The sequence below is a fragment of the Agromyces bauzanensis genome, assembly GCF_014645655.1.
In the GTDB taxonomy this organism is placed as follows: Bacteria; Actinomycetota; Actinomycetes; order Actinomycetales; family Microbacteriaceae; genus Agromyces; species Agromyces bauzanensis.
In genome coordinates this window covers 46,521-69,852 of the sequence record NZ_BMMD01000015.1, presented here as the reverse complement: position 1 = coordinate 69,852, position 23,332 = coordinate 46,521, and the positions used below count along the sequence as shown (strand labels likewise).

Annotated in this window: 19 protein-coding genes; 15 read left to right on the top strand and 4 right to left on the bottom strand. The window is 71.1% G+C overall.

Annotated features, from left to right (window positions below; translation table 11 throughout):
• Positions 1 to 4: 4 nt before the first annotated feature.
• The 4 genes from IEX31_RS13120 (at position 5) to IEX31_RS13105 (ending at position 3,011) form a co-directional block, all read left to right on the top strand.
• Entirely contained in the window at positions 5 to 445 is a 441-nt protein-coding gene (locus IEX31_RS13120) for a VOC family protein (protein ID WP_188743880.1), read from the top strand.
• 143 nt (positions 446 to 588) lie between these two features.
• Positions 589 to 1,140, top strand: a complete 552-nt coding sequence (locus IEX31_RS13115) for a hypothetical protein (RefSeq protein ID WP_188743879.1) — start codon at positions 589 to 591, stop codon at positions 1,138 to 1,140.
• A gap of 4 nt (positions 1,141 to 1,144) precedes the next feature.
• On the top strand, positions 1,145 to 2,011 hold the full coding sequence (locus IEX31_RS13110) for a PhzF family phenazine biosynthesis protein (protein WP_188743878.1): 867 nt from the start codon (positions 1,145 to 1,147) through the stop codon (positions 2,009 to 2,011).
• 10 nt (positions 2,012 to 2,021) lie between these two features.
• On the top strand, positions 2,022 to 3,011 hold the full coding sequence (locus IEX31_RS13105; protein ID WP_188743877.1) for an aldo/keto reductase: 990 nt from the start codon (positions 2,022 to 2,024) through the stop codon (positions 3,009 to 3,011).
• Positions 3,012 to 3,105: 94 nt separating this feature from the next.
• On the opposite strand, the gene IEX31_RS13100 is transcribed toward IEX31_RS13105, so the two are convergent.
• Positions 3,106 to 5,544, bottom strand: coding sequence for a phosphoketolase family protein (locus IEX31_RS13100; RefSeq protein ID WP_188743876.1), 2,439 nt, complete (start codon positions 5,542 to 5,544; stop codon positions 3,106 to 3,108).
• Between the two features lie 151 nt (positions 5,545 to 5,695).
• Here IEX31_RS13100 and IEX31_RS13095 point away from each other — a divergent pair, with 151 nt between their 5' ends.
• The gene (locus tag IEX31_RS13095) at positions 5,696 to 6,616 is read left to right on the top strand and encodes an AEC family transporter (protein ID WP_188743875.1); all 921 of its coding nucleotides are present in this window, start codon (positions 5,696 to 5,698) and stop codon (positions 6,614 to 6,616) included.
• 38 nt (positions 6,617 to 6,654) lie between these two features.
• Positions 6,655 to 7,374 carry a DUF1353 domain-containing protein gene (locus tag IEX31_RS13090; protein ID WP_188743874.1) on the top strand — a complete coding sequence of 240 codons (720 nt, stop codon included), beginning with the start codon at positions 6,655 to 6,657 and terminating at the stop codon, positions 7,372 to 7,374.
• A gap of 133 nt (positions 7,375 to 7,507) precedes the next feature.
• Here IEX31_RS13090 and IEX31_RS13085 read toward each other — a convergent pair whose 3' ends face one another.
• Positions 7,508 to 9,631 (bottom strand): hypothetical protein, encoded by a 2,124-nt coding sequence (locus IEX31_RS13085; protein WP_188743873.1) that lies wholly within the window; start codon positions 9,629 to 9,631, stop codon positions 7,508 to 7,510.
• A 541-nt stretch (positions 9,632 to 10,172) separates the two neighbouring features.
• On the opposite strand from IEX31_RS13085, the gene IEX31_RS13080 reads away from it, so the two are divergent.
• Positions 10,173 to 10,499 carry an LGFP repeat-containing protein gene (locus IEX31_RS13080; RefSeq protein WP_188743872.1) on the top strand — a complete coding sequence of 109 codons (327 nt, stop codon included), beginning with the start codon at positions 10,173 to 10,175 and terminating at the stop codon, positions 10,497 to 10,499.
• Between the two features lie 96 nt (positions 10,500 to 10,595).
• Entirely contained in the window at positions 10,596 to 13,073 is a 2,478-nt protein-coding gene (locus IEX31_RS13075) for a DEAD/DEAH box helicase (RefSeq protein ID WP_188743904.1), read from the top strand.
• A gap of 44 nt (positions 13,074 to 13,117) precedes the next feature.
• Here IEX31_RS13075 and IEX31_RS13070 read toward each other — a convergent pair whose 3' ends face one another.
• Positions 13,118 to 13,855: an EamA family transporter gene (locus tag IEX31_RS13070; protein WP_188743871.1), complete on the bottom strand. Its 738-nt coding sequence runs from the start codon at positions 13,853 to 13,855 to the stop codon at positions 13,118 to 13,120.
• Between the two features lie 236 nt (positions 13,856 to 14,091).
• Between IEX31_RS13070 and IEX31_RS13065 the strand changes: the two genes are divergently transcribed.
• The 7 genes from IEX31_RS13065 (at position 14,092) to IEX31_RS13035 (ending at position 23,104) form a co-directional block, all read left to right on the top strand.
• Positions 14,092 to 16,146 carry a bifunctional metallophosphatase/5'-nucleotidase gene (locus IEX31_RS13065; protein ID WP_188743870.1) on the top strand — a complete coding sequence of 685 codons (2,055 nt, stop codon included), beginning with the start codon at positions 14,092 to 14,094 and terminating at the stop codon, positions 16,144 to 16,146.
• Between the two features lie 79 nt (positions 16,147 to 16,225).
• The gene (gene recQ / locus IEX31_RS13060; RefSeq protein ID WP_188743869.1) at positions 16,226 to 18,301 is read left to right on the top strand and encodes a DNA helicase RecQ; all 2,076 of its coding nucleotides are present in this window, start codon (positions 16,226 to 16,228) and stop codon (positions 18,299 to 18,301) included.
• Between the two features lie 112 nt (positions 18,302 to 18,413).
• Positions 18,414 to 18,845 carry a DUF7144 family membrane protein gene (locus IEX31_RS13055; protein ID WP_188743868.1) on the top strand — a complete coding sequence of 144 codons (432 nt, stop codon included), beginning with the start codon at positions 18,414 to 18,416 and terminating at the stop codon, positions 18,843 to 18,845.
• 88 nt (positions 18,846 to 18,933) lie between these two features.
• Entirely contained in the window at positions 18,934 to 19,353 is a 420-nt protein-coding gene (locus IEX31_RS13050) for a DUF7144 family membrane protein (protein WP_188743867.1), read from the top strand.
• 69 nt (positions 19,354 to 19,422) lie between these two features.
• Positions 19,423 to 19,794 carry a DUF7144 family membrane protein gene (locus IEX31_RS13045; RefSeq protein ID WP_188743866.1) on the top strand — a complete coding sequence of 124 codons (372 nt, stop codon included), beginning with the start codon at positions 19,423 to 19,425 and terminating at the stop codon, positions 19,792 to 19,794.
• A 206-nt stretch (positions 19,795 to 20,000) separates the two neighbouring features.
• Positions 20,001 to 22,133 (top strand): acyl-CoA dehydrogenase family protein, encoded by a 2,133-nt coding sequence (locus IEX31_RS13040; RefSeq protein ID WP_188743865.1) that lies wholly within the window; start codon positions 20,001 to 20,003, stop codon positions 22,131 to 22,133.
• A 200-nt stretch (positions 22,134 to 22,333) separates the two neighbouring features.
• Positions 22,334 to 23,104 (top strand): TetR/AcrR family transcriptional regulator C-terminal domain-containing protein, encoded by a 771-nt coding sequence (locus tag IEX31_RS13035; protein WP_188743864.1) that lies wholly within the window; start codon positions 22,334 to 22,336, stop codon positions 23,102 to 23,104.
• Between the two features lie 51 nt (positions 23,105 to 23,155).
• Here the strand turns inward: IEX31_RS13035 and IEX31_RS13030 are convergent, their stop codons facing one another.
• On the bottom strand, positions 23,156 to 23,329 hold the full coding sequence (locus IEX31_RS13030) for an HPP family protein (RefSeq protein ID WP_188743863.1): 174 nt from the start codon (positions 23,327 to 23,329) through the stop codon (positions 23,156 to 23,158).
• Positions 23,330 to 23,332: the final 3 nt, after the last annotated feature.

Here is a 23,332-nt window from a genome sequence, read left to right as displayed (position 1 = left end):
CATCATGGACTGGACCCTCGAGGTCGTCATCGTCCCGGTCAGCGACCTGGATCGCGCCATCGAGTTCTACCGCGATCGCGTGGGGTTCGAGCTCGACCACGACACCGCCATGGGCGACATGCACTTCGCGCAGCTCACCCCGTGCGGGTCGGGCTGCTCGATCGTCATGGGCACCCTTCCCGCCCAGCACGAGATGGCGCCCGGGTCGCTGAAGGGCGTGCAGCTGGTCGTCGCCGACGCCGAGGCGGCGCGTGCCGAACTGCTCGAACGTGGCGTCGAATGCAGCGGGATCCAGGTGATCGACCCGCGCGACGGCGGCAGGTTCTTCGGCTTCGCCGACCCCGACGGCAACTCGTGGGCGGTGCAGCAGATCAGGGCGCGGGCGGAGCATCCGCTCATCCCCGTCGAGGCCCGCGGTCGATTCGGGGCCGAGCAGGAGGCCTGAGCCGCTCCTTGCCTGCAATGCCCCCATGACACCCCTTGGGGGCATTGCATCATGCCGCGAGGGCGACGATCATGATGCGGGGGGTTTGAAGTATGGGGAGGCAGGCGAAGGCAACCTGGATCGGCGAGCACGGGGGTGCCGCGGTGACGCTGCATCTGGAGTCGGCGGGGTTGCATATATCGGGTGAACGACGCGCGCGCGTGCCGCGCAACGCGTGGTCGCAGGTGCAGGCGGCCGACGGGATCGTGTCGTTCGAGGCCGATGGGGACACGTATCGGTTCCGGCTCGGCCCAGCGGCGTCCGCGTGGGCCGACGCGCTCACCACGCCGCCGCCGTCGCTCACCGAGAAGCTCGGCGTCACGCACGGCACGACCGTTGCCGTGCGCGGCGAGCTGCCCGTGCCCGAGCTCGAGGATGCGCTGGCGGATGCCCCACGTGCGGCGCCGTGGGAGGCCGAGTTGATCGTCGTGGTCGTCCGCGACGACGGCGAACTCGGGATGCTGCCCGTGTGGTTCCGGGAGTGCGGCATCGCAACGCACGTCTGGATCGTGCACGGCAAGGGCCGCGAGTCGACGGCGCCCGGCGACAACGCCGTCCGTGCGGTGCTGCGCGCGGCCGGATGGCGCGACACGAAGGCGAGCGCGGTGGGTGACGCGTGGTCGGCGACACGGTACTCGCCGATCAGGGCATCATGATGGGATGACCGACGCTCCCGAGATCCTCCGCTACACCGCATTCGCCGACGACCCCGAGGGCGGCAATCCCGCAGGAGTGGTGCTCGACGCCTCAGCGCTCGACGAGGCCGACATGCAGCGCATCGCCGCCGAGGTCGACTACGCCGAAACGGCGTTCATCACCGGGGAGTCGGACGGCGCCCGGGTCGTGCGCTACTTCTCCCCCATCGCCCAGGTACCGTTCTGCGGGCACGCCACCGTGGCCACCGCTGTCGCGATCGCCGAGCGCGAGGGGCACGGCACGATCCGGTTCGCCACGCCCGTCGGCGAGGTCGCGATCGAGACGAGCGAGGCCGACGGCGCGGTGCGGGCCGCGTTCACGAGCGTCGAGCCCGAGACCGCGCCGCTGCCCGACGACGTGCTCGAGTCGCTGCTCGACCTCTTCGGCATCACTCGCGCCGACCTCGACGGACGCCACCCGCCACTCCTCGCGTACGCCGGCAACCGGCACCCCGTGCTCGTGCTCCGCGATGCCGACGTCTTCGACGGCTTCGCCTTCGACCCGGCGGCCGCTCGCGCGCTCATGGATGCCCAGGGCTGGTCCGCGACGATCATCGTGCTGCACCGGCTTCCGGATGCCGCGGACGGCGGCCTGCGGTTCGAGGCACGCAATCCCTTCCCGGTCGGGCGCATCACCGAGGACCCTGCGACGGGCGCCGCGGCCGCCGCCACCGGGGCGTACCTGCGCGCGCTCGGCGCCGTGACGCCGCCGGCCCGGGTCCTGATCGAGCAGGGCCGTCACGTCGGCCGGCCGAGCGAGCTCGTGGTGGACATCCCCGAGCGCGGCGGCATCGTGGTGAGCGGTCGCGCCGTGCCGATCCACGCGGGCTAGGCTCGAATCCATGCAGACCCGCGCCCTCGGCCGCACCGGCCGCACCGTCTCGGTCATCGGACTCGGCACCTGGCAGCTCGGCGCCGACTGGGGCGACGTCGACGAAGCCGACGCGCTCGCCGTGCTCGATGCCGCCAACGGCGCCGGCGTCACGTTCTTCGACACCGCCGACGTCTACGGCGACGGTCGCAGCGAGTCGCTCATCGGAAGGTGGCTGCGCGAGCACCCCGGCTCGGGGGTGACCGTGGCCACGAAGATGGGCCGACGGATGCCGCAGGAGCACGAGAACTACTCGCTGGAGCACTTCCGCGCGTGGACCGACCGGTCGCGGGCGAACCTCGGCGTCGACACGCTCGACCTCGTGCAGCTGCACTGCCCGCCGACGTCGGTCTACTCCGACGACCGCGTGTACGACGCACTCGACACGCTCGTCGACGAGGGCGCGATCGCGGCTTACGGGGTCAGCGTCGAGAAGGTCGACGAGGCGCTCACGGCGATCGCCCGGCCGAGCGTCGCGAGCGTGCAGATCATCCTCAACGCGTTCCGCCTGAAGCCGCTCGCCGAGGTGCTGCCCGCGGCCCGCGCCGCCGGGGTCGGCATCATCGCCCGCGTGCCGCTCGCGAGCGGCCTGCTCTCGGGGCGGTACACGCTCGACACGCAGTTCGCCGTGAACGACCACCGCAGCTTCAACCGGCACGGGGAGTCGTTCGACGTGGGCGAGACGTTCTCGGGCGTCGACTACGAGACGGGCGTGCGCGCCGCCGCCGAATTCTCCGAGCTCGCCCGCGCCGCCGCGCCCGACGCGACGCCGGCTCAGGTCGCCCTCGCGTGGATCGCCGCGCAGCCGGGCGTGAGCTCGGTGATCCCGGGCGCGCGCAGCCCCGAGCAGGCGCGCGCGAACGCGGCGGCGGGCTCGCTCGAGCTGCCCGACGGATTCGCGGCATCCGTTCGCGACCTGTACGACCGCGAGATCCGCGCGCAGGTGCACGCCCGCTGGTGATGCTCAGCACCCAGTGTTTCCGTTCGTACCGCGTGCGACCATTCGGGCGGCGACACCGCGCGGGAACGGGAACATTCGGCGGCGGTACTCCTACTCAACCTGCGGAGAACTCCCACCCCGTGATCCACTCGGGATCCTCGCCATGCTCGTATGCGTGGTCGCGCGCGACCGCCCGCGCGGCGTGCCACTCGTCCGCGATCTCGGCGATCCCGGGCTCGCCCGCGAGGCCGGGCACCCGGCGCACCGCGTCGAGCGCGAGCCGGTACCGGTCGAGGTCGTTCAGGTGCACCATGTCGAACGGCGTCGTCGTGGTGCCCCGCTCGATGAAGCCGCGCACGTGCAGGTTCTTGTGGTTGGTGCGGCGGTAGGCGAGCTGGTGGATGAGCGACGGGTACCCGTGGAACGCGAAGATCACGGGTGAGGCCCGCGTGAAGATCGCGTCGAACTCCCGGTCGGGCAGACCGTGCGGATGGTGCGACGGGTCCTGCAGGCGCATGAGGTCGACGACGTTCACCACGCGCACGGCGAGCCCGGGCAGGCGGTCGCGCAGCAGCTGGGCGGCCGCGATCGTCTCGAGGGTCGGCACGTCGCCCGCGCACGCGAGCACCACGTCGGGCACGGATGCCGCGGGGTCGACCGCGTCGAAACCGGGCTCCGAGCCCGCCCACGCCCACACGCCGAGCCCGGCCGTGACGTGCGCCTCGGCCTCCTCGGCAGTGAGCCACTGCGGGTGCGGCTGCTTGCCCGCGACGACGACGTTGACACGGTTCTGCGTGTCGAACACGTGCCGGGCGACCGCGAGCAGCGTGTTCGCGTCGGGCGGCAGGTAGACCCGCACGACCGCGGCCTGCTTGTTCACGACCACGTTGAGGAACCCGGGGTCCTGGTGCGAGAAGCCGTTGTGGTCCTGCCGCCACACGTGCGACGAGAGCAGGTAGTTGAGCGACGCGACATCCCCTCGCCACGCCACGTCGTTCGCCGACTCGAGCCACTTCGCGTGCTGGTTGAACATCGAGTCGACGATGTGGACGAACGCCTCGTAGCTCGTGATGAGGCCATGCCGTCCGGTGAGCAGGTACCCCTCGAGCAGTCCCTGCATGAGGTGCTCGCTGAGCGCCTCGATCACGCTCCCCGACCGCGCGAGATGCTCGTCGAGCGGACGCACCTCGGCTGCCCACGCCCGGTCGGTGACGTCGAACACCGCGCCCAGCCGGTTGGAGAGCACCTCGTCGGGACCGAACAGCCGCATGTCGTCGGGATTGTCGCGCATGAGCTCGGCGAGCCAGCGTGCGAACACGCTCGTCGCCTCGCCCGACGCGCCGCGCGCGCCGGGGTCGACCTCGACGGCGAACGGCGCGCTGTCGGGCAGCACGAGCGGCCGCACGATGCCGCCGTTCGCGACCGGCGTCGCGCTCATCCTCAGGTCGCCGCGCGGGCGCAGCGCGTCGAGCTCGGGAACCGGACGGCCGTCGGCATCGAAGAGCTCCTCGGGCCGGTACGAGCGCAGCCACGCCTCGAGCATCGCGAGGTGCTCGGTGTTCTCACGAACCCCGGCGAGGGGCACCTGGTGCGCGTGGAAGGTGCCCTCGACCTGCACGCCGTCGACGACGCCGGGCCCGGTCCAACCCTTGGGCGTGCGCAGCACGATGGCGGGCCAGCGCGGCGGTCGCCGGTGGAAGGCGCCGGCTGCAGCATCCGCTCGGATGTCGGCGAGTCGCTCGTAGGCGACGTCGATCGCGTCGGCCATGCGCGCGTGCACGGCCAGGTGGTCCTCGTCGTCGAAGCCGCCCGTGACGAGGAGGGGCTCATAGCCGTTGCCGCGGAGGAACTCGACGAGCTCCGACTCGGGGATGCGTGCGAGCAGTGTCGGATTGGCGATCTTGTAGCCGTTCAGGTGGAGGATCGGCAGCACCGCGCCGTCGGTCACGGGGTTCAGGAAGGCATGCGCCCGCCAGCTCGCGGCCAGCGGCCCGGTCTCGGCCTCGCCGTCGCCGATGACGCAGGCGACCACGAGCCCCGGGTTGTCGAGCGCCGCGCCGTAGGCGTGCATGAGCGAGTAGCCGAGCTCGCCGCCCTCGTTGATGGAACCGGGCGTCTCGGGTGCCGCGTGCGATGGGATGCCGCCGGGGAACGAGAACTGGCGGAACAGGCGCCGCATGCCCTCGCGGTCGGCCGTGACGGTCGGGAACAGCTCGGAGTAGGTGCCGTCGAGCCACGTGTTCGCGACCATGGCGGGACCGCCGTGTCCGGGTCCGCACACGTACAGGGTCGGGGTGCCACGCTCGACGATCGCGCGGTTGAGGTGCGCGTACACGAGGCTGAGCCCGGGGGACGTGCCCCAGTGCCCGAGCAGCCTCGGCTTGATGTGCTCGGGCGTGAGCGGCTCGTCGAGCAGCGGGTCGTCCATGAGGTAGATCTGTCCGACGCTCAGGTAGTTCGCGGCCCGCCACCACGCGTCGACGACCTCGAGGGCGACGGATGCCGCCGCCGCATCGATTCCGGAGTCCCCGCCCTGCCCGACTGCTCCCGCCATCTTCTCCCTGCCCGTCCGACTCAGCTGCCTCCGAGCCTAGGTCGCCGGGCGGCCCCGCGGCCAGCACCGAGCCAGCGCCGCCGCCGGCACCCCGGGGTAGGGTCGAGGCGATGACCGACGCGCTCCTCCGATCCGTGGCGGGTTCGCGCGCATGATTCAGGTCTTCACGGGATTCGCCGTCATCGCGCTCGCGGTTGCCGTGGGGTACGTGACCGGGCGCTCCGGCGTCCTCGGCCCGGGCGCCCGCCAGGTGCTCGCGCTGCTGGCGTTCAACGTGCTGGGCCCGTTCCTGCTGTTCTCGGTGCTCGCGACCGCCGATGTCGCGGCGCTGTTCTCCGCGCTGCTCCCCGTCTCGGCGATCGCCGCCGCGGCGATGATGCTCGTCTTCGCGCTCGTGTCCCTCCTCGTGTGGCGGCGCACGGTCGCGCACACCGTCATCGGCTCGCTCGCGTCGGGCTACGTCAACGGCAACAACATCGGCATCCCCATCGCGGCGTACATGCTCGGCGACGCCGCCTACGCCGCGCCCGTGGTGCTGCTGCAGCTGCTCGTCTTCGCGCCGATCGCGCTCGCCGTGCTCGGCGCCCGGGTGGAGGGACGCACCTCGGTGCGGGCCATCCTCCGCTCTACCTTCACGAACCCGATCATCATCGGTTCGCTGGCGGGCGTCGTCGTCGCCGTGTCGGGGCTCGAGCTGCCGGCCATCGTGCTCGAGCCGGTCGAGTCGATCGGTCGTGCCGCCGTGCCGGTGATGCTCATCGCGTACGGCATGTCGCTGCACGGCCAGCGCCTCCTCGAAGCCGGCAGCGGCCGCCGCGACGTGCTGCTCGCCACCGCACTGCAGCTCGTCGCGATGCCGCTCACGGCGTGGGCGCTCGGCCGCTTCGTCTTCGGCCTCGACGGCGTCGAGCTGTACGCCGTCACGGTGCTCGCCGCGCTGCCGGCCGCGCAGAATGTGTTCAACGTCGCCCAGCGCTACGAGACGGCCGAGCTCGTGGCGCGCGACGCGGTGTTCCTCACGACGATGGGATCGGTGCCCGTGCTCCTCGCAGTGGCGCTGCTGCTCGGGTGACCGGGCGCGGCATGATGGTCGCGAGCGAAGGAGACCGCATGCCGTTCCGCACCGACGACGGACGAGACCTCGAGGAGCTGCTGCTCGCGCAGCGACCCGCCGACGGACATCGCTTCCAGGTGCGCGAGGGCTTCGACTACGAGGACCCGGTGTCGGGGCGACGCTACGAGGTGCGCGCCGGCCGAACGAGCGACCTCGCGTCGGTGCCGTCGTGGCTGTGGAGCTTCATCGCGAGCTACGGCCGCCAGTCGGCGCCCGCGCTGCTGCACGACGACCGCTCCGATGTCGCCGACGCACTCGGCGACCGACGCGCCGCGCTCGCGCTCCGGCGCGAGGACGACCGGGTGTTCCGCATCGCGCTCCGCGAGCAGGGGGTGCCGCTCCTGCGGGCCTGGCTCATGTGGGCGTGGGTGTCCGCCGACCGGGAGCGTGCGCTCGGCGGCGTCGCAGGCGCGCTGTTCCTGGTGCAGGCGGTGCTCGGCGCGATCGTGGTGGTCGGGGCATCCGTCGCCGCGTTCTGGAACCCCGCGTGGCTCGCGCTCCTCGCCGTGCCCGCGCTCGCCGCGGCGCCGTGGTGGCGGCTCGCGCCACTCATGCTCCTGCTGAACTACGTGACCGGCCTGCTCGCCCCGCTCATCGTGTTGCACCTCGTGTCGCTCGCGCCGTTCCGCCTGGTCGAGGCGATCGTCGAGCTCGCCACGGCCGGCGACCCCGCCGGCGTGCTGCGCCCGACGGTGCGGCCGGATCGCCGAGGATGAGCGTCGCCGACACGAGCCGCCACGAGCCGCCACGAACGGCCACGAGCCGCCACGAGCCGCCACGAGCCGCCACGAGCCGCCACGAGCCGCCGCGAACGGCCACGAGCCCGTCGAGTCGCGGCGGCGGCCGCGCTCAGGGCGCGGTGGACGTCGTCGTCTCCGGCGACACCGCGGGAGCTCCGGGATCGCTCCATCGATAGAAGACGCGAGCCCAGTACCTCGACCACGAGGTCGTCGGGTGGCGCGTGAGCCTGGCTCGCGCGTCCCGCTCATCCTGGTAGTCCCGATCCTTGATAAGGTTCCCGATCGTGGGTCGAGTCAGCGACGCATGCCGAGGAGCCCGGGCGGTCGTGCCACTCGGCCCGAAGGCGGGGCCGGGCACCACCACGGGCGCCGGTGCGAACCGGGGCTCGACGACGACGAACGCACTGACGATGAGGAGGACGACCCCCGCGATGAGCAGCGTCGGGACATCCTCGGTCCACCACACGAAGATGGCGAACCAGACCGCCGTGGCGGCACCGAGGACGTAGGCGGCCCGCGGGATGGTCGAGAGCGTCAGCCAGATCTTGGCGTCGTAGGGGCACCGCTCCCAGACCCGGGAGCGGTAGATCCAGCGCTGGATGCGCTGACCGACCCAGACGAGCAGCGCGAACAGGAGGATCGAGGCGAGCACCCACCCTCCGGTCGACAGGCTCTCGCCGTCGCCGGCGAGGAACCAGGCCCCCTGCTCGGTGTCGGGCTCCGGCGCGGAGCCGGTGAAGAACGCGCCCACCCAGGCGAGACCTGCGCCGATGAACGAGGTGATCGACCTCGCGAGGTCGGCCAGAAACGCCGATACCGCCGGAAGTCCCGGCACGATCGCCGCGATCACGAGCGCGGCGAGCACGTTGAGGGCCGAGGACTTCTTGCCGATCACCGAGAGTCGGTCCTCGAGGTTGGCGACGGCGGCGGGGGGTCGCGGGTAGTCGTCGCCGAGCAGATGCAGCGCCGTCGGCTCGATGACCTGGGGCACATTGTCGTAGTACAGCGAGTGGTCGAGGAACGGCTGGCTCGTGTTGTGCACGGCGTGCTCTTCAGGGCCGTCCGGGGGAGTCGCGCCCTCGGGGAAGTACGCGGTGCGCCACCGCGCGTGGGCGTCCTTCGCGCGATCGGCGATCGGTCCGGCGGAGAAGGGATCCCAGGTCGCCCAGTAGTTCTCCCATGCCAGGCGGTCCGCCTCGGGGGCGCCCGAATTCATCCGCATCCACGTGTCCACGGGGTGGTACGGAGTGCTCCGGCCCGGCCAGTTCTCCCGTCCGAGCAGTACGACCGCGGCGCCGACGGTCGTCAGCCGTCGGAGGCGGAGATCGGCGGGCATGAGTTCCTCGAGGATCGTGTAGGTCGCGACGGCCGCGCCCTGCGAGTGCGCGAGCACCTGCACCTCGCCCGTGTCGCCGACGAGCTCGCGCGCGCGGGTGATCGCATCGCGCACGACCAGTCGCATCGCGGCGGCCCGCACCGGCCGTTCCTTCCAGGTGGCCACGTCGCCGATCGACTCCACGACACCGTCGATGACACCCTGCGCCACATTCTTGAACCAGGGGATGAGGAGCAGTGGGCTCAGGAGGGGGAGGAGCATGGTGGCCACGGACCCGAGTGCGACGACGAACAGCGTGACCACGACGTAGAACGCGCTTCCCACGATGATCCGAACCCAATCGACGATGAAGTTCAGCCAGGGCGGGAGCAGGAGCGTCGAGACGGGCGCCTTGAGATGCTGGCGCATCGTGTACCAGGGCACGAGCACCATGGTGCCGAGGAAGAGTCGCAGCATCCTGGTGATCGCACGCCAGAGGAACGGCATCGCCCACTTGAAGACCTGTCCGCGCGTCATCGGGACGAACGACTCCGACCACCTCGCCTCGAGCAGCGCGATGCGGCGGCGTGCCGGCTCGGCGCCCGGGGCCGGTCGCACGAGCCTCGCGCTCCCCTGGTCCCCGGTCCGGCGAGGGAAGGTGACCGTCGCGGTGATCAGCGGCGTGTCGCCGACGAGGGTCGATTCATGCACCTTCACCCCGTGCCGGTCATCCCCGCCGCCGATGAGCGGATCCCGTGCGAGCCAGTCGAGCCGCCCGAGGAGGGGTTCCGCCCACTCCAGGAGCACCTGGCTCGTGAACGCGTTGCCCATGCCATGCACGACCACGAGGGCGGCGTCGAACTCACCGGGCTTCGGAGCCTGTTCGTGTTGCTCGTCTGTTTCGGTCGAGATCAGCATCACAGCCTCCTGGGTCAGCGTCCTGAGCGAACGCTAGCGGCCCGCGATCGGCGCGATCAAGCACCCACCCCCGAACGCGGGAGTCGCGGCGCGGGGACGGTGGCCGGAGCGGGGGCCGGAGCGGCGGCGGGGGCGCCTGTCGCCGCGAACGCCGCGTGCGTCGAGTACCAGCAGGGGAAGGTCACGCGTTTCCAGGCCCTGGTGTCGGGCGTCGATCCGGGACCGCCGGCGAACTGCTGCTGACCATCGTCTCGCTCGTCAACGTGGCCGGTCCTCGGCCAGCTCGACCGGCGCTCGACGGCGTGCGCTGACGCGGCATCCGGAGTTCAGGGGTACCCCTGATCCTGGTTCGGAAGCCGCCTCGTAGCGTAGGAGTCGATCGTCGGGCCGTGGACCGCAGGGGGAACAGTCGCCGCGGCCGGCGATCGGAAAGCCGGCCTGGCGCCTCCTCCTGAATGCGAGGTGCCGGCCGGCTTCCCCTGTCGCACCCGGATCACCGGGTCCCTCCCGGCACGTCCGGGCCGATGATCGGAGCACCACCATGGACCAGCGGATGACGGGACCCTCGCATGCCTCCATCCACTGGACCGCGCGGCACGGCGCCGCGGTCGTGCACGGCATGGTCCGCGACGTCTGGTCGCTCCTCGGCTGGGAGCGTTCGGCACTGGGCCTGCCTGTCGCCGACGTGGGATTCGACCACGACACGCTCGAGTTCGGCGGATGCTTCGAACATGGCACCATCACGTGGTCGCCCGCCGGCGGTCCCGACGTCGTCATCACGGCGCCGGCGACATCCGACCGCGACCTCGACGCCGACGAGTGCGACAGGCTCGGCCGCGTGGCCGCCGACTTCGCGCCGCGCGCCTGACCTCGACGGCGCTGCGCGGGCCCGGCGCGTGACAGACTCGGACGGGTGACCCAGCCGCTCCTCGACCGCGCGCCGCGCCCGTACGACGCCGACGCGATGTACGGCGCCTTCGTCGAATGGGCCGACGACCGCGGCTTCACGCTCTACCCTGCGCAGGACGAGGCGGTCATCGAGATCGTCTCGGGCTCGAACGTCATCCTCTCCACGCCCACCGGCACCGGCAAGTCGCTCGTCGCGGTCGCGGCGCACGCGGCATCCGTCGCCCAGGGCGGCCGCACCTACTACACGGCCCCCATCAAGGCGCTCGTGAGCGAGAAGTTCTTCCAGCTGGTCGAGATCTTCGGCGCCCGCAACGTCGGCATGGTCACGGGCGACAGCTCGGTGAACCCGGATGCCCCGATCATCTGTTGCACCGCCGAGATCCTCGCCAACCTCGCGCTCCGGCACGGGGCGGATGCCGCGGTCGACCAGGTGGTGATGGACGAGTTCCACTACTACGGCGACCCCGACCGCGGCTGGGCGTGGCAGGTGCCGCTCATCACGCTTCCCCGTGCGCAGTTCATCCTCATGTCGGCGACGCTCGGCGACGTCACGGCGATCGCCGACGACCTCACCCGACGTACCGGCCGCGAGACGGCGCGCGTCACGGGCGTCGATCGCCCGGTGCCGCTGCACTTCTCGTACGCGAAGACGCCCGTGCAGGAGACCGTCGAGGAGCTCATCGAGACCCGGCAGGCACCCGTCTACATCGTGCACTTCTCGCAGGCCGCGGCGATGGAGCGGGCGCAGGCGCTCTCGTCGATCCGCGTCGTGACGCGCGAGCAGCGCGACGAGATCGCCGACGCGATCGGCGGGTTCCGCTTCACGACGGCGTTCGGCAAGACCCTGTCGCGGCTCGTGCGCTCGGGCATCGGCGTGCACCACGCCGGCATGCTGCCCCGCTACCGGCGGCTCGTCGAGACGCTCGCCCAGCGCGGACTGCTCCGCGTGATCTGCGGCACCGATACGCTCGGGGTCGGCATCAACGTGCCGATCCGCTCGGTGCTGATCACGGCACTCGCGAAGTTCGACGGGCAGCGGATGCGCCAGCTCTCCGCGCGCGAGTTCCACCAGATCGCCGGTCGCGCCGGCCGGGCCGGCTACGACACCGCCGGCACGGTCGTCGTGCTCGCCCCAGAACACGAGATCGAGAACGAGGTCGCCGTCCGCAAGGCGGGTGACGATCCGAAGAAGCTCAAGAAGGTCGTGCGCAAGAAGGCGCCCGCCGGGCAGGTGACGTGGGGCGAGGGGTCCTACGAGCGGCTCGTCGCCGCCGAGCCCGAACCCCTCACGCCCCAGCTGAAGCTGACGGCCGCGATGCTCATCAACGTCGTGGGCCGCGGGGGAGACGTCGCCTGCGGCATCCGCTCGCTCGTGTTCGACAACCACGAGACCAGGTCGCGTCGATACGAGCTCGCCCGCCGCGCGCTCGAGGTCCTGCGCACCCTGCGCAACGCGGGCGTGGTGGAGTTGATGCCGGCGTCGGCGCCCGGGCGACTGGCCGACCTTCGGCTCACGGTCGACCTGCAGCCGAACTTCGCGCTCAACCAGCCGCTGTCGCCGTTCGCGCTCGCCGCGATCGAGCTGCTCGACCCCGAGACGAGCGAGCAGGGCACCGGCCACTACTCGCTCGACGTCGTGTCGATCATCGAGTCGACGCTCGACGACCCGCGTCCGATCCTCTCGCAGCAGCAGTACAAGGCGCGAGGCGAGGCCGTCGCCGCGATGAAGCAGGACGGCGTCGAGTACGAGGAGCGCATGGAGCTGCTCGAGGAGGTCACCTGGCCGATGCCGCTCGCCGAGCTGCTCGCGCAGGCGTTCGAGACCTTCGCCTCGAGCCAGCCATGGGTACGCGACTTCGAGCTCTCGCCGAAGTCGGTGGTGCGCGACATGTTCGAGCGGTCGATGTCGTTCGGCGAGTACGTGGCCTTCTACCAGCTCGCACGCAGCGAGGGGCTCGTGCTGCGCTACCTGTCGGACGCGTTCCGGGCGATCCGCCAGACGGTGCCGACCGAGGCGAAGGACGAGGAGCTCCTCGACCTCATCGAGTGGCTCGGCGAGCTCGTGCGCCAGGTCGACTCGAGCCTCGTCGACGAGTGGAACGAGCTCGTCGATCCGACGGCGCATCTGCCCGAGGACGAGGCGCCCGTCGTTCCGCCCGCGCCGCCGTCGGTCGTCACGAACCGCCGGGCGTTCACGGTGCTCGTGCGCAACGAGCTGTTCCGCCGCGTGCAGCTCGCCGCGCTCGAGCGGGACGACGAGCTCGCCGAGCTCGACCCCGATGCGGGCTGGCCCGATGCGCTCGACCGCTACTACGCCGAGCACGACTCGATCGGCACGGGCGGACCGGCGCGTTCGCCTCGGCTCGTCACGATCGATGAGACGGATGCCGCGGCCGGCACCTGGCGGGTGGAGCAGACCCTCGACGACCCAGCGGGCGACCACGACTGGCGGATCCGCGGCGAGGTCGACCTCGAGGCGTCCGCCGAGGTCGGGACCGCGATCGTGCACGTCATCGAGGTCGTGCGCCTGTAGTCCCAGCGGGTCGAGGAGGTCGCGAAGCGACCGTCTCGAGACCCCTACGCCAACGCCAGCATGGCCGCCGCCGCGAGCGCGAGCGTGAGCCCGACCCACTGCACGGGCGCGACGTGCTCCCGCAGCACGAGCGCGGCGAGGAGGATGGTACCGGCCGGGTACATGGCGCCGAGCACCGCGGCCACCGAGAGGTCGCCGGCCCGGATGCCCAGGAGGAGCAGCACGCTGGCGGCCACGTCGACGACGCCACACGCGACCGCGAGGCGGAGGCCGCCCGGCGCGTCGGTGCGCGGCGGTGCGATCGACGCGCCGAGGGAGGCCCGCGGCATCCCCTCGGTCTCGGAGGCCGCGGCCTGCCGACGCTGTGCGCCCGCGAGAGCGAGCACGCCGAGCACGGCGAAGAGGATCGCCGCGCTGAAGCCGCGGTTGAGCACGAGTGGGACGACGCCGCTCTCGTCGCTCGTCTGGAACAGCATGGGGGCCACCGCCGCCACGACGGCGGTGAGCGGGGAGAGGATGCTCATGGGCCCGATCGCGAGCGCGGCGTAGAGCAGCGAGATCGCGACGGCGCTCGCGACCCCCGAGAACGCGCCCCAGAGCGCGTCGTGCGGAGTCCACGCGCCGCCGAGGAACGGCGCGGCGACGAGGAGGATCGCGAACCCCGTGACGGCGGCGACCGCGGTGGCGAGCATCGCGTTCACTCGCCTGGCCGCGAGACCGCCGAGGAAGTCGGCCGCGCCGAAGACGAGGGCCCCGCTGAGGGAGAGGACGGCGGTGAGCATCGGCGGCAAGCCTAGCCTCGGGTCGGAACACGACCTCTCGGCGGAGGTGGCTGTGCTCATATGAGCAGAATCTGCGCCATTCCACTTAAGTGCAGGTTACGACTTGGCCAAACCACTTCCCCGCGTCCCTGCCCGAAACGTAGGCTTCCATCGTCCCCCGAGCGCCGCGCGGGGGCGTGCATGGCCGGGGGGTTGCGGATTCGGGAACCTCGGCGGACTCGCAGAGGAGACACGGAATGCAGCATCGGTCCAGTGGTGCGGAACTCGACCGCACCAATGCCCCCACACGCTCGCGCCGCCGGCTCGCCGCCGGTGCGCTCGCGGCGGCCACGGCCGTCGGACTCACCCTCGGCGGTTCCGCGGCCGCGCAGGCGGTCCCCGACGACGGGCTGCCGCCGCAGGCGCTGGCGCATGCGAAGGCGTTCGTCGACCTCAACCTCGTGACCGTCAACGACTTCCACGGTCGCATCGAGCAGTCCGGCACCGCAGCCGGCATCGCACGTCTCGCCACCGCGGTGGACTCGTTCCGGGCCGAGAATCCGAACACCGTCTTCGCCGCCGCGGGCGACATGATCGGCGCGTCGACGTTCACGTCCTTCATCCAGGACGACGTACCGACCATCGAGACGCTGAACGCCGCGGGGCTCGACGTCAGCGCCGTCGGCAACCACGAGTTCGACAAGGGCTTCGCCGACCTGACCGACCGCGTCATGCCGATGGCCGAGTGGGAGTACCTCGGCGCCAACGTCTACCACGCGGACGCACCCGACGAGCCTGCACTGCCCGAGTACTGGACCGAGACCTTCCAGGGCGTCACCATCGGGTTCGTCGGCGCCGTGACCGACGAACTGCCTTCGCTCGTGAGCCCCGCGGGCATCGAGGACATCACGGTCGGCTCGCCCGTCGAAGCCGCCAACCGCGTGGCCGACCAGCTCAGCGACGGCTCCGAGGAGAACGGCGAAGCCGACATCGTGATCATGCTCGTGCACGAGGGCGCGTCAACGACCGACATCGCATCCGCGACCGACCCGACCACGCGATTCGGCGACATCGTGCTGAACGCGAACGACAACATCGACGCGATCGTCTCGGGGCACACCCACCTCGCGTACAACCACGTGATCGACGGCCGGCCGGTCATCTCGAGCGGCCAGTACGGCGAGCGTTTCAGCAACATGGACATCACGTTCAACATCAAGAGCGGAAAGATCGCCCAGATGAAGAACACGATCTACACCATGGCCACGGCGTTCGATGACCGCGGCAACGTGACGGAGTACCTGTTCGAGCCCGACCCCGAGATCGTGCCGATCGTCGCGGAGGCGACGGCCCTCGCCAACACGCTCGGCAACGTGGAGCTCGGCGACGCGAGCGCCGACTTCAACCGCGCTCGGCAGCCCGGCGTGGTGAACGGCGTCCCGACGCTCGTCGAGAACCGGGGTGGTGAGTCGACGCTCGGCAACTTCGTCGCCGACGTGCAGCTCTGGTCGCTCAACGAGGACGGCACGCGTGACGTGGACGTCGCGTTCATGAACCCCGGCGGCCTTCGAGCCGACATCGCTGCGGGCCCGGTCACGTATCGCGAAGCGGCCAACGTGCAGCCGTTCGCCAACACGCTCGTGACGATGGACCTCACCGGCGCGCAGGTCAAGCAGGTGCTCGAGGAGCAGTGGCAGCCCGCAGGGGCATCACGGCCGTTCCTCAAGCTCGGCGTCAGTGCCGGACTCGAGTACACGTACGATCCGTCCGCGGCGGCGGGCTCGCACATCACCGAGATCCTCCTCGACGGCATGGCGATCGATCCGGCCGCGACCTACAGCGTGGGCGTCAACTCGTTCCTCGCCTCGGGTGGAGACAACTTCCTCACGCTCGACGACGGCGCGAACAAGTCCGACAGCGGCAAGATCGACCTGGAGTCGATGGTCGACTACTTCGCCGCACTCGAGGCGGACTTCCAGATGGCGACGCCCGACTTCGCCCAGCGCGCCGTCGGCGTGGTCGTCTCGGCGCCCGACGCCGACGGCTACGACCCCGGCGACCAGGTGACGATCGACCTCTCGTCGCTCGACTTCAGCACCAACGAGCCGCAGGCGGGCACCGTCGCCGTCTCCCTCGGCGCAACGGAGCTCGACAGCGAGGCCGTCGATCGCGCGTACACGCCGACCACCGACGAGATCGGCACGGCGACGGTGATGTTCGCGATCCCTGCCGACGCGTCGGGACCGACACGGTTCGACATCACGGTGGTGTCGACCGGCACGACGAGTTCTTTCGTGATCGACGTCGACTGAGTTCGGCCATCGAACGGCCTCGGGCGCTCGCGCCCGGGGTCGTTCCCGTGCCTGGGGTATCCGCGGTCGCGGGCTGGGGATGACCGGATCGATCGTCGGGGGCGCTCGTTACACTCGACGGGTGAGCTGGAACCCGGAACCCCACGGCGCCGAGGAGGTCCCATGGGATCCCGACGGGTTGCCGCCGCCGCCCGACGACGACTGGGCGCCGCCCGTCGACCTCGAGTGGGCGACGAGCGCCGGCGCACCGACCGGCGGCGCAGCGACCGCCGCCGAGGGCCAGGTCGCTGCAGCGACGGTCACGCGAGCCATCCGTGCTGCACCGGCCCGGTTCGCCAGCGCTTTCGAGGCACTGCACGCGGTCTTCGGCTACGACGCCTTCCGCGGCGAGCAGGCCGAGATCATCGCGCACGTCGCGGCCGGCGGCGACGCGGTCGTGCTCATGCCCACGGGCGGCGGCAAGAGCCTGTGCTACCAGATCCCTGCCCTCCTCCGCGAGGGCACCGGCATCGTGGTGTCGCCGCTCATCGCGCTCATGCACGACCAGGTCGACGCGCTCGTGCGCAACGGCGTGAGCGCCGCGTACCTCAACTCGAGCCAGCTGCCGGCCGAGCGTGCTGCGGTCGAGCGCGCCTACCTCGCGGGCGAGCTCGACCTGCTCTACATCGCGCCCGAGCGGCTCAATGCCGAGCCGGTCAAGCGCTTCCTCGAAGAGGGCCGTGTCGCCCTGTTCGCGATCGACGAGGCGCACTGCGTGGCCCAGTGGGGCCACGACTTCCGTCCCGACTACCTCGCGTTGTCCGAGCTCGCCGAGCGCTGGCCCGACGTGCCGCGCATCGCGCTCACGGCCACCGCGACCGAGGCGACGCACCGCGAGATCACGACGCGGCTCTCGCTCGATGGCGCCCGGCACTTCGTGTCGAGCTTCGATCGCCCCAACATCCAGTACCGCATCGCGCCGAAGGTCGAGGTGCGCCGGCAGCTGCTCGACTTCGTCCGCAGCGAGGGCACCGATGCCGCAGGCAACCCGGTCTCGGGCATCGTCTACGCGCTCTCCCGCGCGTCGACCGAGAAGCTCGCCGCGTTCCTCGCGGCCAACGGCGTCGACGCCATGCCGTACCACGCGGGACTCGACGCCCGGGTGCGGCGCCGCACGCAGGAGCGATTCCTCCGCGAAGACGGAGTCGTGATCGTCGCGACGATCGCCTTCGGCATGGGCATCGACAAGCCCGACGTGCGTTTCGTCGCCCATGTCGACCTGCCGAAGTCGGTCGAAGGCTACTACCAGGAGACGGGGCGTGCCGGCCGCGACGGCCTGCCCGCGACGGCGTGGCTCGCCTACGGCCTGCAGGACGTGGTACAGCAGCGCCGCATGATCGACGAGAGTCCGGGCGATCTCGCGCACCGGCGCCGCCTCGCGCAGCACCTCGACGCCATGCTCGCGCTCTGCGAGACCGTGCAGTGCCGCCGCCAGAACCTGCTCGCCTACTTCGGCCAGGCGAGCGAACCGTGCGGCAACTGCGACACGTGCCTCGAGCCGCCCGCCGCGTGGGACGGCACGATCCCGGCGCAGAAGCTCCTGTCCACCATCGTGCGCCTGCAGCGCGAGCGCCGCCAGCGGTTCGGGGCAGGCCATCTCATCGACATCCTCCGAGGCAAGGAGACCCTCCGCGTGCGCCAGTACGGCCACGACTCGCTCGCGACGTGGGGCATCGGCGCCGACCTCGGCGAGCAGCAATGGCGCGGCGTCGTGCGCCAGCTGCTCGCGCAGGGGCTCCTTGCCACCCACGGCGAGTACGGCACGCTCGCGCTGACGGATGCCGCGGCCGACGTGCTCTCGGGGAAGCGCACCGTCATGCTGCGCACCGAACCCGATCGGTCGGGTCGCGTCCGTGGGCCGAAGGCTGCTCCGGCGGCCGCCGACCTCGAGCCCGCACAGGCCGAGCTCTTCGAAGCGCTGCGTGCGTGGCGGGCGGGAGAGGCCCGCGAACAGGGCGTGCCGGCCTACATCGTGTTCGGCGACGCCACGCTCCGCGGCATCGCCCAGGCCCGGCCGACCCGGCTCGCCGACCTCGACGGCATCAGCGGCATCGGCGCGAAGAAGCTCGAGGCGTACGGCGAGAAACTGCTCGCCGTGGTCGCGGAGCATGGCTGATCCGTCGCGGCACGCCAGTGCCGGGGCTGCCGGCCGCGGGCCGGGCGGCATAGGATCGCGGCAGCGGGTCGCGGCCCGCGGCATCCGTGCACCGGCCGTCGTCAGGAGCAACATGTCAGACCAGTTCGGCCCCAAGCGTCCGCTCGGCGTCACGATCGTGGCGGCCCTCGCGATCGTCTCCGGCGTGTTCGACATCATCGGCGGCATCGTGCTCCTCACGATGCAGTCCGATGCGACCGCGGCGGAGCGCTTCGGCGGGGCGGGACTGCTCATCGTGGTCGCCGTCATGTCGATCGTGCTCGGTGCGATCGTCCTGGTCGTCGCGTGGGGCCTGTTGCGCGGCGACGCGGTCTCACGCATCGCAGCCACCGTGCTGCAGGTGATCTCACTGGCGGGCTCGATCTGGTCGGGGATCGCGGCGCCGGCGACGCTCTCGACCGAGATCCTGAGTTCGCTCCTCGCGATCGCCATCCTGTTCCTGCTGTGGTCGGGGGAGGCGACGCGCTACTTCCGGGGCCTCGCTCCCGGCGAGCCGACGAGCTGACGCGTGCTGCGGCATCCGTCGTCGCGCTAGCATCAGCCCAAGGTCGTCGTGCTGCGCTGCACGGCGCGAAGCGAGTGGGGAGCGCATCATGGCTGAAGCAACGAGCCGGCCGATCGGAGTCGCCATCGTGGCGGTCCTGGCATTCGTGTCCGGCGTCATCGACATCATCTCGGGCATCCTCCTGATCTTCCAGGGGGACGATCCGGATGTGACGGCCGCCTTCGGCGGATCGGGCGGGCTGCTCACCGCTGCGATCGGCTCGATGGTGCTCGGCCTGATCGTCGTGATCCTCTCGTTCGGCCTCTGGCTGGGTCGCTGGATCTCTCGCATGATCGTTACGGTGCTGCAGATCCTGTCGCTCATCGGCTCGCTGTTCATGGCGGTGGCGAACCTGGGCAACCCGGTGGGCGAGTGGGCGAGCGTCCTCGTCTCGGCGATCGTGTTGATCCTGCTCTGGACGCGCCCGGCGAGCGCCTACTTCCGCGGCAGCGAGGCCGCCTTGCACTAACATCGCAACAGGCCGCCTCGTCGGGCGGCGCGAACGGGGGCGCTCATGGCCATCCATCGACCTGGCGGCGTGACCCTCGTCGCCGTGCTCACCTGGATCTCGGGAGCACTCGACATCCTCGGCGGCACCATCCTGCTGTTCCAGACGAGCATCGCCGCGACGGTCGAGCAGTTCGGCGGAGCGAGCCAGCTCATCCTCGCCGCACTGGCCGGGATCCTCATCGGCATCGTCGTCATCCTCGTGGCCGTGGGGCTGTTGCGTGGCCGCAACGGCGCGCGGATCCTCGTCACGATCTTCGAGGCGCTCTCGATCCTCCTCTCGGTGTTCCTCGCGATCGCGTACCCGGCGAGCGCGATCGGCGAGTACATCGGCATCGTCTTCGCCGTCCTCATCCTGGTCCTGCTCTGGACGCCTCGGGCGAACGAGTTCTTCCGCGCCTGAGGGTCCGGTGACCGAGCGGATGTCGCGGCATCCGATTGTGGACACTGCCACGACAGCGGTGCTGCGCTTTGTAGAGTCTCGACAGGTGTCCGCGAGACGCCGCGCACGTCGTTTGTAGCCCCCTGACGCCCCGTTTTCGGGCGCGGGCGGGTCGTCCTACCGTGGACGGAGCTGACCGCCGCACACAGGAAAGACGAGAGCCGACGATGGTTGACACGGCACCCCGCACCACCACGAAGACCTGGGGCCAGCGCCCCGCCGCGACCGTGCCCGCGAAGCCCGTGCCAGGCGCGGTCGGCGCGCCCATCCCGGCTCCGTCGGCCGCCCCGGCTCCCGAGTCGCCGGAGGTCGACGTGGCCGCGCTCGGACGCCAGCTCCTCGGCACGTGGGCCGACATCCGCCTCGCCGCGCGCGAACGCGCCGCTCATCCCGAGCTCCAGCGCATCGAGGGCCAGACGATGGCCGAGCACCGGGAGCGCGTGCTCGGGCAGCTCAAGATCCTCGTCGAGCAGGGCGCCGTGCACCGCGCGTTCCCGAAGGAGCTCGGGGGGCTCGAGGACCACGGCGGCAACATCGCCGCGTTCGAGGAGCTCGTCATCGCCGACCCGAGCTTGCAGATCAAGTCCGGCGTGCAGTGGGGCCTGTTCGGCGCCGCCGTGCTCCACCTCGGCACCGAGTACCACCGCCGCGCGTTCCTGCCCGGCATCATGTCGCTCGACGTGCCGGGGGCCTTCGCGATGACCGAGACCGGGCACGGGTCGGATGTCGCGGCCATCGGCACGACGGCCACCTACGACGAGGCGACACAGGAGTTCGTCATCAACACGCCGTTCCGTGGCGCGTGGAAGGACTACCTCGGCAACGCCGCCCTGCACGGCATCGCCGCGGTGGTGTTCGCCCAGCTCATCGCCAAGGGCGTGAACCACGGCGTGCATGCCCTCTACGTGCCGCTCCGCGACGCCGACGGCGCGTTCCTGCCCGGCATCGGGGGCGAGGACGACGGGCTGAAGGGCGGGCTCAACGGCATCGACAACGGGCGCCTGCATTTCACGAACGTGCGCGTGCCCCGCGAGAACCTCCTGAACCGCTACGGGTCGGTCACCGAGGACGGCACCTACTCGAGTCCCATCGCGAGCCCCGGCCGACGCTTCTTCACGATGCTCGGCACCCTCGTGCAGGGCCGCGTCTCGCTCGACGGCGCCGCGACGTCGGCGGCCGCGGTGGCGCTCACGATCGCGATCACCTACGGCAACCAGCGTCGCCAGTTCAACGCGGCGAGCGACACCGACGAGGAGGTGCTGCTCGACTACCAGCGTCACCAGCGCCGGCTGCTTCCGAAGCTCGCGACCACCTACGCGCAGACCTTCGCGCACGACGAGTTCCTCCTGAAGTTCGACGCGGTGTTCTCGGGCAGGGCCGACACCGACGACGACCGCCAGGACCTCGAGACCATCGCGGCCGCCCTGAAGCCGCTCTCGACGTGGCACGCGCTCGAGACCCTCCAGGAGGCACGCGAGGCCACCGGCGGCGCCGGCTTCCTCGCCGAGAACCGCATCGTCGGGCTGCGTCAGGACCTCGACATCTACGCGACGTTCGAGGGCGACAACAACGTGCTCCTGCAGCTCGTCGCGAAGCGCCTGCTCACCGACTACTCGAAGCAGTTCGCCAAGGCCGATGCCGGCGCCATGGCCCGATACGTCGTCGCGCAGACCGCCGAGCGGGCCTACCACGGCACGGGGCTTCGCCGCCTCGGGCAGACCATCGCCGACTTCGGTTCGACCGCTCGTTCGGTGTCGGAGCTCCGTGACACGAACACGCAGCGCGAACTGCTCACCGACCGCGTCGAGACCATGATCGCCGACATCGCGGCCCGACTCCGCGACGCGCGCAAGCTGCCGAAGGCGGATGCCGCGGCGGCCTTCAACCGCAACCAGAACGAGCTGATCGAGGCCGCCCGCGCGCACGGCGAGCTCCTGCAGTGGGAGGCGTTCACCCGCGGACTGGAGCAGACGACCGACCCCGGCACGAGGCGCGTGCTCACGTGGCTGCGCGACCTGTTCGGCCTCGGCCTCGTCGAGAAGCACCTCGCCTGGTACCTCATCCACGGCCGCCTGTCGCCGCAGCGCGCCCAGGCCGTGACGGCGTACATCGACCGCCTGCTCGAGCGCCTGCGGCCGCACGCGCAGGACCTCGTCGACGCGTTCGGCTACACGCCCGAGCACCTGCGCTCGAAGATCGCGTCGGGCGCCGAGCAGGAGCGCCAGGACGAGGCCCGCGCGTACTACGCGGCGCAGCGCGCCGCCGGCACCCTGCCCATGCCGGAGAAGACGAAGAAGTAGAATCCCACGCGCGAAGGCCGGGTCCCGACGGGCCCCGCCTTCGTCGTCCCCCATGTGGAAGCAGGCCGACACGCCGACGCCGCGCCGAGAACAGGTGCTGCGCCCCGGTTTCTGCGGCTCGCGCCGGTTCTCGGCGCGGCGTCGGCGCATCGGGTGTGTCCGAACGCCATACACGGTACGAAGTACCTATGCTGGGCGCCATGTCGACCGCATCCGACGGGCGGGACGAGCCCGATCGCACGCTGCGCCTCCTCTGGCGGGACCGACTCGGCGACCCGGTCGGCTCGCGCGGTCCGAAGCAGCGTGCCAGCGTCGACGCCGTCGTCGACACCGCGATCGAGCTGGCCGACGCCGCGGGACTCGAGGCCCTCTCGATGCGGCGGGTCGCTGAGCGACTCGGGCTGAGACCGATGTCGGTCTACACGTACGTGCCCGGCAGAGCCGAGCTGATCGACCTCATGGTCGACCGGGTCGCCGGCGAACAGCCGTTGCCCGAGCTGCGCGGATCCCTGCGGGAACGGCTCGAGCAGGTTGCGCGCCGCGCGTGGAACGAGTACCTGCGGCATCCGTGGCTGCTCTCGATCGACACCAGCCGGCCGCCGCTCGGGCCGAACGTCTCCGACCGGTGGGAGTGGAGCCTCCGGGCGATCGAAGGGCTCGGGCTGAGCGACCTCGACATGGACCAGGTCGTCACGCTCGTGGTGGGCTTCGTGTCGGCGCCGGCACGCGCCTACGTCGACGCCGAGCGCCTGCGCCGCGCCGAGTCCGACGACGACGCGTGGTGGGAACGCAACGGGCCGCTCCTCGAGCAGATCGTGGATCCGGCGCGATTTGCAGTGTCGGGTCGTGTCGGCCAGGCCGCGGGTGCCGAGTACGGGGCATCCGCCGATCCTGAACGCGCCTTCGAGTTCGGCCTGGCGCGGGTCATCGACGGCATTGAGGTGTACGTCGGCGCGGCGTCCGGACGGTGAGGGCGGTGCCGGGTTTCGAGACGGCTGGGCCGCCTCCCCAACCAGCGGTGGCTATTCGGACGGGGGCTTCATGAGCGCGCCGGTGGCAAGGCCCACGGCGAGTCCGGCGGCGAGCCACAGCCAGAAGCCCGTCCAGAGGCTGATTCCCACTCCCACGATCGCCCCGATCACCAGCCCGACGATGAGCTGTCTGCGGCGAGCGGGAGACATCGGTTCGGAGGCCATGCC